14 protein-coding genes, 1 tRNA gene and 1 pseudogene are annotated in these 12620 nt (G+C 68.3%); 7 read left to right on the top strand and 9 right to left on the bottom strand.

Annotated features, from left to right (window positions below):
* The first annotated feature begins 71 nt into the window (after window positions 1-71).
* On the top strand, window positions 72-947 hold the full coding sequence (locus BLT23_RS29245; RefSeq protein ID WP_090054676.1) for a cyclase family protein: 876 nt from the start codon (window positions 72-74) through the stop codon (window positions 945-947).
* On the opposite strand, the gene BLT23_RS29250 is transcribed toward BLT23_RS29245, so the two are convergent.
* The 3 genes and pseudogenes from BLT23_RS29250 to BLT23_RS41850 form a co-directional block, all read right to left on the bottom strand.
* Window positions 948-1610 carry a response regulator transcription factor gene (locus BLT23_RS29250; RefSeq protein ID WP_090054679.1) on the bottom strand — a complete coding sequence of 221 codons (663 nt, stop codon included), beginning with the start codon at window positions 1608-1610 and terminating at the stop codon, window positions 948-950.
* Window positions 1607-2041 carry a sensor histidine kinase gene (locus BLT23_RS41845; RefSeq protein WP_245744297.1) on the bottom strand — a complete coding sequence of 145 codons (435 nt, stop codon included), beginning with the start codon at window positions 2039-2041 and terminating at the stop codon, window positions 1607-1609. Before BLT23_RS41845 ends, BLT23_RS29250 begins: the two co-directional genes overlap by 4 nt.
* Before the next feature lie 107 nt (window positions 2042-2148).
* Window positions 2149-2244 (bottom strand): annotated as a pseudogene (locus BLT23_RS41850) (hypothetical protein); the annotation flags it as partial.
* Between the two features lie 233 nt (window positions 2245-2477).
* Between BLT23_RS41850 and BLT23_RS29260 the strand changes: the two are divergent.
* Window positions 2478-2789, top strand: coding sequence for a hypothetical protein (locus BLT23_RS29260; protein WP_090054682.1), 312 nt, complete (start codon window positions 2478-2480; stop codon window positions 2787-2789).
* An 804-nt stretch (window positions 2790-3593) separates the two neighbouring features.
* Here BLT23_RS29260 and BLT23_RS29265 read toward each other — a convergent pair.
* From BLT23_RS29265 to BLT23_RS29275, 3 genes are all read right to left on the bottom strand, one after another.
* Complete coding sequence (locus BLT23_RS29265) at window positions 3594-3791, bottom strand: hypothetical protein (protein WP_090054684.1); 198 nt, start codon at window positions 3789-3791, stop codon at window positions 3594-3596.
* 417 nt (window positions 3792-4208) lie between these two features.
* Window positions 4209-4285, bottom strand: a tRNA-Leu gene (locus BLT23_RS29270).
* Between the two features lie 52 nt (window positions 4286-4337).
* A complete protein-coding gene (locus tag BLT23_RS29275) occupies window positions 4338-4619 on the bottom strand; it encodes a metal-sensitive transcriptional regulator (protein WP_030466675.1) in 282 nt (93 codons plus the stop codon).
* A gap of 323 nt (window positions 4620-4942) precedes the next feature.
* Between BLT23_RS29275 and BLT23_RS29280 the strand changes: the two genes are divergently transcribed.
* Window positions 4943-5284, top strand: coding sequence for a histone-like nucleoid-structuring protein Lsr2 (locus BLT23_RS29280; RefSeq protein ID WP_030466676.1), 342 nt, complete (start codon window positions 4943-4945; stop codon window positions 5282-5284).
* Between the two features lie 111 nt (window positions 5285-5395).
* Here BLT23_RS29280 and pabB read toward each other — a convergent pair whose 3' ends face one another.
* From pabB to BLT23_RS29295, 3 genes are all read right to left on the bottom strand, one after another.
* Complete coding sequence (gene pabB / locus BLT23_RS29285; protein ID WP_090054686.1) at window positions 5396-7384, bottom strand: aminodeoxychorismate synthase component I; 1989 nt, start codon at window positions 7382-7384, stop codon at window positions 5396-5398.
* Window positions 7385-7476: 92 nt separating this feature from the next.
* Entirely contained in the window at window positions 7477-8268 is a 792-nt protein-coding gene (locus BLT23_RS29290; RefSeq protein WP_090054688.1) for a hypothetical protein, read from the bottom strand.
* Window positions 8265-8762 (bottom strand): SigE family RNA polymerase sigma factor, encoded by a 498-nt coding sequence (locus BLT23_RS29295; protein WP_090054691.1) that lies wholly within the window; start codon window positions 8760-8762, stop codon window positions 8265-8267. Before BLT23_RS29295 ends, BLT23_RS29290 begins: the two co-directional genes overlap by 4 nt.
* An 88-nt stretch (window positions 8763-8850) precedes the next feature.
* On the opposite strand from BLT23_RS29295, the gene BLT23_RS29300 reads away from it, so the two are divergent.
* The 4 genes from BLT23_RS29300 to BLT23_RS29315 all read left to right on the top strand — a co-directional run bounded on the left by BLT23_RS29300 (window position 8851) and on the right by BLT23_RS29315 (window position 12593).
* A complete protein-coding gene (locus BLT23_RS29300) occupies window positions 8851-10044 on the top strand; it encodes a metallophosphoesterase (RefSeq protein WP_342713706.1) in 1194 nt (397 codons plus the stop codon).
* 108 nt (window positions 10045-10152) lie between these two features.
* Window positions 10153-11319, top strand: coding sequence for a type III PLP-dependent enzyme (locus BLT23_RS29305; RefSeq protein ID WP_090054693.1), 1167 nt, complete (start codon window positions 10153-10155; stop codon window positions 11317-11319).
* A gap of 33 nt (window positions 11320-11352) precedes the next feature.
* Window positions 11353-11748 (top strand): adenosylmethionine decarboxylase, encoded by a 396-nt coding sequence (speD, locus tag BLT23_RS29310; RefSeq protein WP_065916957.1) that lies wholly within the window; start codon window positions 11353-11355, stop codon window positions 11746-11748.
* 29 nt (window positions 11749-11777) lie between these two features.
* On the top strand, window positions 11778-12593 hold the full coding sequence (locus BLT23_RS29315) for a spermidine synthase (protein ID WP_090054839.1): 816 nt from the start codon (window positions 11778-11780) through the stop codon (window positions 12591-12593).
* The last annotated feature ends 27 nt before the right edge of the window (window positions 12594-12620 follow it).

The following is a 12620-nucleotide window of genomic DNA, read 5'->3' on the forward strand; positions in this document are numbered from 1 at the left end:
GTAGCTCTCACGGGGGACGAGCCCGTCCGGCGAACGTCTCATATGGACTGGGCACGGGTACCGTCGAGGAGGTGAACAACACCGATGATCTTCCCGGCAACTGGGGTCGCTGGGGTGACGACGACGAGCTCGGCACGCTGAACCTGATCACCGACGAGGTGCGCGCACGGGCAGCGCGGGAGGTGCGCACCGGACGCTCGGTGTCGCTCGCGGTGCCGATCGAGCCCGCCCCGGTCTACAGCGGCCCGTTCGGCCCGCAGAGCGCCGAGATCTCGCCGGTCCAGCAGGTCGTGGCGTACACCGGCAGCCCGGCTTTCGCGACCGCGGACGTCATCACGGTCACCAACCACCACACGAAGTCGACGCACCTCGACGCGTTGGCGCACATCGTCCACGACGGCAAGGTCTACCCCGGCCGCCCGCTCGGCGAGGCCGTGAGCATGGGCGGCGTCCGGCACGGGTCGACCACGGCGTTCGCCGCGGGCATCGTGACCCGAGGTGTCCTGCTCGACTTCGCGGCCGATGGACCGGTGCCGGTGGACCGCTCGATCACGGCGCAGGACCTCGAAGCGGCGGAGGAACGCCACGGCGTCCGGGTCGAGTCCGGTGACGCGCTCGTCGTCCGGTTCGGCTGGGTCGAGACCCGCTATCGCGGCAACCCGTCGCCCGGCGTGGACATCGACGCGGTGCGCTGGATGCACGACCGCGGCGTGTCCCTCTACGCCGGAGACCTCGGCGACGCGCACCCGCCGCAGTTCGGTTCCCCGTCGGCGCTGCACGGGGTGGCACTGCCGCTGATGGGCATGCCGCTGATCGACGCCGTGGACGCCGACGAGCTTGCGTCCGTCTGCGCGGAGCTCGGCCGCTACAGCTTCATGTTCGTCGCCGCACCTCCACGCATCCACGGCCTGACCGGTGTCCCGGTGAACCCGGTCGCACTCTTCTGATCACGGCTCGGTGATGCGGTAGCCCACACCCGGCAGGGTGTGGGCTACCGGTGGCGCACCGAGCTTGCGGCGCAGCCTGCCGATGGTCACCGTCACGGTGTTGGTGAACGGGTTCGCGTTCTCGTCCCAGACCTGTTCGAGGAGATCCTCCGCGCTGAGGTAGGCAGGGCTGGCGTGCAGAAGCGCCTCCAGCACCGCGAACTCCTTGACGGACAAGGCGAGATCGCGGCCATCGCGCACGGCGGTGCGGTGCACGGGATCGAGTTCGACACCCGCGCACCGCAACGTGCGCGCCCTGGCGACCGGGCGGCGGCGTGCCAGCGCACGGACGCGCAGGACCAGTTCGGGAAAGTGGAACGGCTTGGCGAGGTAGTCGTCGGCGCCCGCGGTCAGGCCGGTCACCCGGTCGGCCGGTGCTCCCGAGGCGGTCAGCATCAGCACCATCGCGCGGCCGTCGTGCTCGGTGATCATCCGGCAGAGCGCGTCTCCATGAATCCCAGGCAGGTCGCGGTCGAGCACGACCACGTCGTAGGCGTTGAGGTCGAGCTTGGCCGCCGCGGCGAGACCGTCGTGCGCGATGTCGACCGCCATGCCCTGGTCACGCAGGCCCTCCGCGACGACCTCGGCGAGCGCGCGGGCGTCCTCGACGACCAGGACTCTCATGCGAGAACAGGCTTCTCGGCGGTGGGAAGCGAGATCGTCACCCGCAGCCCTCCGCCGGAACGCGCCCCCAGCCGCAGCCGGCCGCCGTGGGCCTCGGCGACCGCCGCGACGATCGACAGGCCGAGCCCTGACCCGTTCTCCGAGCCTGTCCGGTCGGCCCCGAGCCGCTGGAACGGCTCGATCAGCCGGTCCGCCTGGTCCTGGTGCAGCACCGGGCCGCCGGTTTCCACGACGAGGTCGCCGCCACTCGTCGCGATCCGCACCCATCCGTCGTGCTGGTTGTGCACGACCGCGTTGTCGATGACGTTCTGGACCATGCGGGCCAGCAGCGTGCGGTCACCGTGCACCGGGGCAGAAGCCTCGTCTTCCTGGCGGAGCGCCAAGTTCTTGCGGGCGATGTCGTCCGCGCGTGCGTCGGCGGCCTCGGACACCAGTTCCCGCAACGAGACCGCGGCGGGGCCGGTGATGCGGCGGTGCCGGCCTCGGCGAGGACGAGCAGGGCGCCGAACAGCCGGTCGACGGTGTCGAGTTCGGTGCGAAGCCGGTTCGCCAGCGCGACGGTCTGCTCCGGCGCCCGCGGTTTGGCGGCGGCCACGTCGAGGGAGGCCCGCATGGTCGTCAGCGGCGTGCGCATCTCGTGCGAGGCGTTGGCGACGAACGCGCGCTGGGCCGCGAAGGAGCGTTCCAGGCGGTCCAGCAGGTCGTCGACGGTGTCCGCCAGGTCCTTGACCTCGTCGGCCGGTCCCGGCACGGCCAGGCGTTCGTGCAGGTTGTCGGCGGAGATGCGGCGGGTCACATCCGATCATGCCGATGAACGTGCGCCCGTACCATTGCTTCTGCTTCTTTGGCCCAGCAGGAGGAAGCCTCTTGGATCTCGCGGACCGGCTGGCAGCAGTCACGACGCTTTTCGAGGCCCACAACAAGGCGCCGTTCCCGAACCAGTGGCGAGGTGCCGACGCGGCAGGCTTCGACATGGCGATGCTTGATGCAGACCCAGCCGGTTGTGTCTCCGTCTGGCTGATGCAACAAGGTCTCCTGGACGACTGGAGATGGAACGTCCTGGCTGAATGCGAACAGCGACTCATTCGGGTTCTCCCCGAGTTGGACGCCTACGGTCGCGAGTACTGCCGAAGACTCCTGGACATGATGGCATTGATACTGGAGGCCGACTGCTCATAGCGGCAGCGTTGTCCTGAGGCAGGACGTTCACTACGTGATCGTGCGCCGCCGTGGCCGCGACGCGGCACGCTGGTAGTCGTCCACGCGCCGGGCCAGAGCGTCCGTCCGGTTGCGCCACGCCCGCCATGCACGCGCGTCAGGCTCGCGGTGTGCCTCCCGGCGGCTACTACGCCGAGTGTGCACCGACAACATCGGTTCCAGGAACCCCAGCAGACGGGAGCGTCCTCCGTGTCCGCCAGTACTTGCCACCCGGTTCGGGTTGGGTCTGATGAGCGTTCAAGCCGGACCGTGTCCAGGTCCAGCGGCGCACGCCGCGCCGGGGCACTTCACGCCGTTCGTTCGCCGCGTGGGACAGATTTCGTGACAAGCGGTGCGGGCGGCTTGTCCACTGAGATGGTGGGAGCGGGCGTCACGAGCCAGGCGAGTTCGGTAGCGACGCCTGCGAGCCGACTCACGGGCTGCGCCGTGTCGCCGTTCGCCAGTACGGCATGGCGTACCTCGGCAGCCGCCGCCTCGACTGTGGCCACGGCCGCCAGCACGTCCCCGTGGTCAGGGACGAGTCGCATGCGGCGGGCACGTCGCCGACATGTGGCGTTGTGGTAGCGCGGGTCTTCCGCGCTTCGCGCCGACCGTCAACGGCTGCCCGCATCCTGCACAGTCCACGACACACCACCCGATTCGTGACGCACGACCGAGTACAGCAGGCGATGTCACGAAAGACGTCACGCAAGTCCGTCGGCGCTGTCTCTCAGGGACTGCACAGCATCGACCAGCCGCTCGACGGTGACATCGACGGGAAGTGGGTCACCAGCCGCTCGAACGTCTCCGCGTACGCCGTCGCTCGCACTCCGCTTCGAGCCACGTCCCGCCGTGCAGGCTGTCGAGGTACACCACGTCCTCGAACTCGTCCTCACGAAACGACAACAGCGTGAGTGACGTCATCCCCGCGAACGCGCTCGCGCCGAACTCACGTCCACGCGCCGCGGAAGTCCTCTTTGGCATGTCTATTTCCTTGCCCTGGTGCGAAGAACGGCCTGGACGCCTTGGAGTTGCTCCCCCAACTCTTCACGCGCCCACACGGCCCTTTGGGTGGCTTCAGCGCAGCGACGGAGGGAGCGCCTACCGAGCAGCACCAGCCAGAGAAGAACAGCAAGAGATCCCCATTACGTCCCACACCACGCCCGTCACCGCCTCCGTAGACCTCAGATCCGCCAACATCAGCTTCTCGGACGGCAGATCGGGCGTAAAAGACCAGGCAGAGACGTAAAGCGACCGCTAGCGACCTGCACTCATCGACGCTGCCATTAGCGAGACGGAGAGGTCAGCCGATGAGTTGCCCACCTCGGAACGGGCAGCCGCAGGCCGCACCCAGTGATCAAGATCTGATCAACTGTTCCAGCTGTAATGCCTGGTCAGGCGTGGTGCCCCCGGTGCGACTCGAACGCACACTGGACGGATTTTGAGTCCGCTGCCTCTGCCGATTGGGCTACGGGGGCGTAGCGGGGTGAACTCTAGCGGATCTCCCCGGCGAGTTTCTCGCAGGGACCCCTACGACTTGACGAGCCTGCCGATCGCCGCGGACGCCTCCGCGAGCTTCTCCTCGGCCACCGGCCCGCCTTCCGCGGCGGCCTGCGCCACACAATGCTTCAGGTGCTCGTCGAGCAACCCGAGGGACACCGCCTGCAGCGCCTTCGTGGCCGCGCTGATCTGGGTGAGGACGTCGATGCAGTATTCGTCGTTCTCGACCATGCGCTGGAGGCCGCGGATCTGTCCCTCGATGCGGCGCAGTCGCTTGAGGTATGCGTCCTTGTCCGCGGTGTACCCGTGCATCGGCTCCTGACCTTCCCTACCCCGTGCGGGTATGTCGAGGATACCTGCACCGGATGGAGGTGCGATATGTACGACGCTGCTCCGTCGGCGGGAATGCGGAAGCGTCCAGCAAGCCCAGCAACGGACCGAGGTGAGACGAACAGCACCACATTTTGGACCCGTAACACCCGTGCGGTTTAGCCGGTAAATGACCCGACCGGGCGGTTGGGTCACATTTTAGCCGCGAAAGGTTCGCCGTTTTTCCTCATGTGGACTATGGTGTTGCCGAAGCACGTGGTTACGTCGAGGATCCGCGTGCTATGTGAGTACCCAACGGAGGAACAGTGGCACAGCAGACCGTCGTCCAACTCATCGACGACCTCGACGGCGGAGAAGCCGACGAGACCGTGACCTTCGCACTTGACGGTGTCGAGTACGCCATCGACCTGTCGAAGGGAAATGCGGAGCGGCTTCGTGAGTCGCTGGCGGACTTCGTCGCCAAGGCTCGTCGTGCGGGCGGCCGCAAGCAGCGCAAGGGCACCGGCAAGTCCACCGTGAAGGCCAGCGACAAGGCTGAGGCGCAGCGCATTCGCGACTGGGCTCGCGCACAGGGGCACCAGATCTCGGACCGCGGTCGGATTCCGCAGAACCTGGTTGTGCAGTTCCAGGAAGCACACGCCTCCTGAGCTGGGCAAACGGGCGAGGTTTTCACACGTCGGCCGGTTCGCCGGCCGACGTGTTAACCCATAGCGGTTCACCACTTCCCGGTTCGTTCACACCATCCCCGGAACGCGGGATCAACGACCTGGAAAGTCCGCTCCGAACAGGCGTGACACGGCAGTGGCCTTGACCGCCGTCTCCTCGAATTCCGCGTCGGCGTCCGACAGCGAGATGACCGCTCCGCCGACCCCGAAACTGACCTGGTCACCGTTCGCGACCAGCGTTCGGATCACGATGCTGAAGTCCGCGGCTCCGTTGAGCGAGAAGTAACCGAGCGCTCCCGAGTACACCCCACGTGGACCGGCTTCCAACCCGTCGAGGATCTGCATGGTCCGGATCTTCGGCGCACCGGTCATCGATCCGCCGGGAAACGCCGCCCGAACACATCGCACAGCGGAACTGTCCGGCCGAAGTCGTGCCCGCACGGTGCTCACCAATTGGTGCACGGTCGCATACGTCTCGACGTCGAACAACCGCGTCACCTCGACGGAACCGACTTGTGCGCAGGTGCCCAGATCGTTGCGGACCAGGTCCACGATCATCAGGTTCTCCGCCCGGTCCTTCACCGAACGCGCCAACTCGGTGCGCGCCATCTCGTCCTCGGCGGCATCGGCACCCCGCGGACGCGTTCCCTTGATCGGCGACGACTCGGCGACGCCATCCCTGTCCACCCGGATAAATCGTTCGGGTGACGTGCTGAGCACGGACAGGTCACCGAAACGCAGCAACGCGCCGAACGGAACGGGATTTGCCGCGCGAAGCAGCCGATAAGTGTCCCACGGGTCGAGCTCGGCACGCCACGACATCAAGTTCGTCAAGCACACCTCGTACGTCTCCCCCGCCGTGATCGCTTCCTGGCACGCGGCGATCAGCTTCAGGTAGTGCGCGCGCGGATGGCGTAACGCTGCTGCGCCGACGACCGGCGGTGAAGGCTCGGCCAAAGGCCGCGAGCTGGACAGGACAGCCGTGACGTCGTCGAACCAGGAGTCATCGGTCAACGAGAGCAAATAGACGCATTCATCGGCGTGGTCGAAGACCACGGCGCGATCGGCGAACACGAACGACGCGTCGGGCTGGTCCGCCCGATGCGCGAAGTCGCCGCCGCACTCCGCTTTCAGCTCATAACCGAGGTAGCCGACCCAGCCGAGCGCGAAGTCGAACGGCACGTCCGGCTGGTCCACGGCCCAGGACGCGAGGTCGTCGTCCAGCCACGAGAAGAACGACGTGCACGGCGTCGGCACGCCGTCGAGGGTGAGCATGCGGTCCGGCACGGAATACCGGGCGACGCGGGCGAGCGGGCCGGAGGCGTCCCCCATGAACGAGAACCGCCCGCCGGAGCCGCTGTCCAGCCAGAACGCGGTCTCAGAGGCCGTGTAGAGCGCGGCGAAGGTCTCTTCGGCCTGAGGAGTCACGTCGAGCTTCCGCACGTGCACAGGACGCTTTCGCGGCTCCGTCCGGACCGGGACCGGCTCGGGCACGGCGGCCGTGCGGGTGGGTGTCAACGCGCTGAAGTTCGCGAGCATCTCGCGCCCGAACTCGGTGCAGATCGACTCGGGGTGGAACTGCACGCCCCACGCGGGCCTATCGAGAGCGCGCACGCCCATCAGCACGGAGTCGTCGCCGCTCCACGCGATGGCTTCCAACGACGACGGCAGCTCGGTAACGGCCAACGAGTGGTACCGCACGACGTTGAACGGAGACGGCAGCCCCGCGAACACGTCGGCACCCGTGTGAATCAGCGGAGACACGGTTCCGTGCCGCGGTACGGGCGCGGGGCCGACGACGGCGCCGTACGACAGACACAGCCCCTGATGGCCTAGACACACGCCCAGCAGCGGGATCTCGGCGTGCTCGACGACCGCGCGGCAGAGGCCGAAGTCGGCGGGGTTGCCCGGCCGGCCGGGACCGGGCGAGATCACCACGTTGTCGAACGACCGCAGCGAGGCAAGCCGGAAGCGCGGGTCGTCGTTGTGGACGACCACGGGCTCGACTCCGTTCACCTCGGCGATGTGCTGGAAGAGGTTGAACGTGAACGAGTCGTAGTTGTCGATGAGCAGAGTCCGCATTGCGGGCGGCACTCTACCTGCCAAAACACCCGAACGGGTGAACGAGAGAGGGCGGTCACCGAGGTGACCGCCCTTCTGTCGTGCGCGTGCCGTCAGCCGCCGGGCAGGAGCTTCGGGTCAGCCGCCAGCGCCGCCAGCGCCGGGGTGAAGAACGGCTGCGCGTCCAGCTTCGGGTGGCCGCTGCCGGGGTCGTCCTCCCGCTGCGTGACCGTCACCGTCCAGCCGCCGGCCGCCCGGTAGGACGCCGTGGTGGACGCGGGCTGGTCGATGCTCGTGGAGGCGGCGGTCCCGACCTGCTTCCCGCCGACGTCGTAGGTCTTGCAGCCGCCGGCACCGGTGTGGCCCTGCGACCTGTTGGCGAACACGCACGGGTCCTCCGGCTCGCCCGGCCGCGGCGTCGAGACCTCGGCGAGGAGCACACCCACCCCGCCGTCCTTCCGCACGGGCACGCGCACCCGGTAGACCCACACCTGCGGTGACTTGTCGGGGCTGCTGTCGAGGTGCGCCTCGGCCAGCTGGTTCAGCTCCGACGTCTCGAACCCCGCCTCCCGGGCGGAGGCGGTGAGCGCGACGAGCAACTGCGCGGCGCGGTCGGCGTGCGGCCCGCTGGTCGGCGTCGCGTCGGTCTGCCCGGCAGGCCACCTGCCGCTACTGCTGCTGCTCGGGCTCGCCAGGAGCAGCTCCCGCGTCCCGCCGGGGTCCACCGCGAACGCCGCCCCGAGGCCGATGCCGGCCACGAGCACCGCGACCACAGCCCCCGCCACCGACGCCCGCCGCCGGGAGCGGGCCTTGTGCGCCGCGCCGAGCGCCGCTCCGGGGTCCATCGGGGGCGGGCTGCTCGCCACCACGTCCCGGAACGCCTTCCTGAGGTCTTCTTCGTTCATCGAACCCTCTCCTGCTCCGAGAGCAGGCCGCGCAGCGTCTGCAGCCCCCGCGCGGCCTGGCTCTTCACGGTTCCTTCCGAACACCTGAGGACAGCGGCCGTCCGTTCGACGGACATGTCCTCCCAGTACCGCAGGACGAGGCACGCGCGTTGTCGCGGAGGCACCTTCGCGAGCGCCTCCATCAGCACGATGCGTTCCTCGGGGTGCACTCCCGACCGGGCAGCCGAGTCGGCGACGTCCCCCGTCGCCGCCTCGAACCGGAACCACCCGCGCCGCCGCTCGGAGAGGAACGTCCGCACCAGGACCTGCCTGGTGTAGGCGTCCAGCGCCTCGTGCCGACGGATCCTCCACCAGACCAGATAGATCTTGGTGAAGGTCTGCTGCACGAGGTCCTCCGCGCGATGCCAGTCACCGCACAGCAGGTACGCCGTGCCGCGCATGACGTCGGAACGGGCCGCGAAGTACTCCTGGAACGCGGCGTCCCGATCACTCATCAGGTATCCCCCTTCTGCGATGCCGGGCTAGTCACGCCGCGAGGGACCTGGCGGGTTGCACGCACTTCGGGAAACGCATACTGGGGTGGTGATCTTCTTCCTCCTCCTGGGCGTTCCGGTCGCGCTGGGCCACCTGTACCTGTGGCGCCGGCTCGTCGTCGACACCACGCGCCCCGGCACGCTCGGCCGCCGGATCGGCGCGGTCGCGGTCGTGGCCGCGTTCCTGGTGCTGATGGCCGCGCTGGTCGTGACGCGGCAGCTGCCACCGGAGGCCGGGAAGTTCTTCGCCTGGCCGGGCTTCGTGTGGCTGGCGCTGCTGTTCTACCTGGTGATCGGGCTCGGCATCGCCGAGATCCCGCGCCGGGTCCTGCTCCGGCGCGCGACGGCGACGACCGCGGCACCGGTGGCCGCGGGAGCGGGGCCGGACCCGGTCGAGCCGGTCGAGGTCGTGCCGGACCCGTCCCGGCGGCTGTTCATCGCGCGGTCGGTCGCGATCGGCACGGGCATCGCGGCGGGCGGTGTCGTCGGCTACGGCATGACGCAGGCCCTCGGCGACCCGAAGCTGCTGAGCGTGCCGGTGACGCTCGACAAGCTCCAGCCGTCGCTGTCCGGTTTCCGGATCGCGGTCGTGAGCGACATCCACCTCGGCCCGCTGCTCGGCCGCTCGCACACCGAGCGGATCGTGCGGATGATCAACGAGCAGGAGGCCGACCTCGTCGCGATCGTCGGCGACCTGGTCGACGGCACCGTGGACGAGCTGGGCGAGGCCGCCGCGCCGTTGCGCGACCTGGTCTCCCGGCACGGCAGCTTCTTCGTCACCGGCAACCACGAGTACTTCTCCGGCCACGAACCGTGGCTCGCGGAGCTGGAGCGGCTCGGCGTGAACCCGTTGCGCAACGAGGGGTTGACCGTCGCGGGCGGCATCGAGCTGGTCGGCGTGAACGACGTCACCGGCAAGGCGTACGAGGACGGCCCCGACTACGACCGCGCGTTCGCCGGACGCGACCGGAACAACCCCGTGGTCCTGCTGGCGCACCAGCCCGTGCAGGTTTCCGACGCTTCCTCACACGGCGCCGACCTCCAGCTGTCCGGCCACACCCACGGCGGTCAGATGGTGCCGTTCAACCTCGTCGTGCCGGTGCAGCAGCCCGGCGTCGCGGGGCTGTCGAAGGTGGACGACACGTGGCTGTACGTCAGTCGTGGCGCGGGTTTCTGGGGCCCGCCGGTGCGCGTGGGCGCCCCGCCGGACATCTCGATGATCGAACTGCGCTCTGCCGGGTAAGTCACACTCTCGTCCGCGGGATTGCGCGATTGCGGTGTGCAGGCCGTAGAGTGGTCGGCCGTGCCCGCGTGCGGAACGCGAGGCGGATGAAGGGGGACCCCTGGGGAAATGACCGAGAGCTTCGCCGTCGATCGGCGCAACGAGGCAGAGGCTCGTATTCGGCGTTTCCTGGACCAGGAGAACCCCTCGACACCGTGCCTGGTGATCGACCTCGAGACGATTCGCGAGCGCTACCAGGCGATTCACACCGCCATGCCGTTCGTGGACATCTACTACGCCGTCAAGTCGAACCCCGAGTCCGACGTGGTCGGCACGCTGGTGGCCGAGGGCGCGCACTTCGACGTGGCGTCCCCGGCGGAGATCGACCTGTGCCTGGCGCGCGGCGCCGCGCCGTCGTCGATCTCCTACAGCAACCCGATCAAGAAGGCGGCGGACATCGCCTACGCGCACTCGCGCGGCGTGCGGATGTTCGTGTCCGACAGCGAGCAGGACGTGCGGTTCGTCGCCGAGCACGCGCCGGGCTCGGCGGTGCTGGTGCGGATCCTCGTCCACAGCAAGGGATCCACCTACCCGTTCGGCAACAAGTTCGGTTGCGATCCGGAGATGGCGACGGATCTCTTGCGGCTGGCACGTGATCTGGGTCTCGTTCCTCTCGGCGTCGCGTTCCACGCCGGATCGCAACAGCTGTCCGTGGAAGGCTGGGACTCCGGCATCGCCGACGCCGCGCTGATCGCGGCGAAGCTGCGTGCCGAGGGCATCGAGACGACGACGGTGAACCTGGGCGGCGGGCTGCCCGCCGTGTACCAGGAGTCCACGCCCTCGCTGGAGGCTTTCGCCTCTGCCATCGAGGCTTCCCTCGCGCGACACTTCGGTGCTGTGCGTCCCAGGGTGATGATCGAGCCCGGCCGGGCGATCTCCGCGGAGGCCGGGATGATCCGCTCGTCCGTCGTGCTGGTGTCACGGAAGTCCTATTCGGACGAACGCCGCTGGGTCTACGTCGACATCGGCCGTTACCAGGGGCTCGCCGAGACCGAGGGCGAGGCGATCGCGTACCGGCTGCGGACCTCGCGCGACGGCGGCGAGACCGGCCCCGTCGTGCTGGCGGGCCCGACGTGCGACGCGGACGACGTGATCTACCAGCACACCCGCTACGACCTGCCGCTCGACCTGAGGGCGGGCGACCACGTGGACATCCTCCACGCCGGCGCCTACACCTCCTCCTATTCGTCCGTGTGCTTCAACGGCTTCCCGCCGCTGGCCACGTACTGCATCTGAGTCCGTTGCAATTCACATAGTTTGGAGTGATTGATGTCCGAAGCGCCCTGTCAGACCGAGGAGACCGTCGGTTTGTTCGCGGGACAGCACGTACTTGCAGAGCTTTCGGGTGTGAGTGCCGATCTGCTCGATGACGAGCAGTTCCTGAAGCACGCCCTTGGTGAGGTTCTCACGCAGGCCGACGCAACTGTGCTGGAGGTGATCTCCAAGAAGTTCGATCCTCAGGGGGTCACGGTGCTGGCCCTGCTGTCGGAATCCCATGCCTCGATCCACACGTACCCCGAGGTGGGTTCGGTGTTCGTCGACGTGTTCACCTGCGGTACTCGTGCGAAACCCGCGCTGGCCGTCCAGCTCCTCGCTGACGCCCTGGGCGCCGCTCACGTGAGCACGGACCTCGTCACCCGTGGCATCAAGGAGCACGCCGCGTGAACACCATCAACGAACCGCTCGCCGAAGGCATGACCCGCCACTGGCGAGTGGACGAGGTGCTGGTCGACACCAAAACCGACTTCCAGCACCTCGTGATCGCCCGCACGGCGCAGGGCGTGTCGTTGTTCTGCGACAACGACCGCCAGTCCACGGAGTTCAGCCAGCTGACCTACCACGAGGCCCTGATGGTGCCGGCGCTGCTGTTGGCCGACACCGTCGAGCGCGTGCTGGTCATCGGCTCCTCCGAGGGCGTCGTGTGCCAGATGGCGGTTCAGCACGGCGCGTCCGTCGTCGACCACATCGACATCGACGAGCAGGCCGTGAAGCTGTGCGCGGAGCACCTCCCGTACGGCTACACCCTCGAGGAGCTGGCGCTCGCCGAGAAGGGCGAAGGCCCGATCCGCGTGCAGTACATCGACGGGTTCGAGTACATCCGCACGACGTCGGAGAAGTACGACATCGTGCTGGTGGACCTGCCCGACGAGCGTGAGGAGGAGGCGCAGCACAACAGGCTGTACGGCGCCGACTTCCTGCGCATGTGCAAGGCGCTGCTGCGTCCCGGCGGCGTCGTGGTGAACCAGTCCGGCTGCCAGACGATGTGGCGCAACACCACGCTGATCCGCTCCTGGCAGCGGTTCAACGAGGTGTTCGAGACCGTCGCGTACTACGGCTCCGACGAGCACGAGTGGGCGTACCTGTTCGGCCGCGCCGACGTCGTCGAGGACCCGACCGCTCTGATGGTGGAGCGGTTGCAGACGGCCGGCTACCAGCCGGAGTCGATCGACGACCTCGCGCTGGTGGGCAACAGCATCCCGCCGTACCGCGTGCGGCAGTCGCTGGCGTAGATCAGGCTTGCGCAAGGGCGCCTTCCT

This window comes from Lentzea fradiae (genome assembly GCF_900100955.1).
GTDB lineage: Bacteria > Actinomycetota > Actinomycetes > Mycobacteriales > Pseudonocardiaceae > Lentzea > Lentzea fradiae.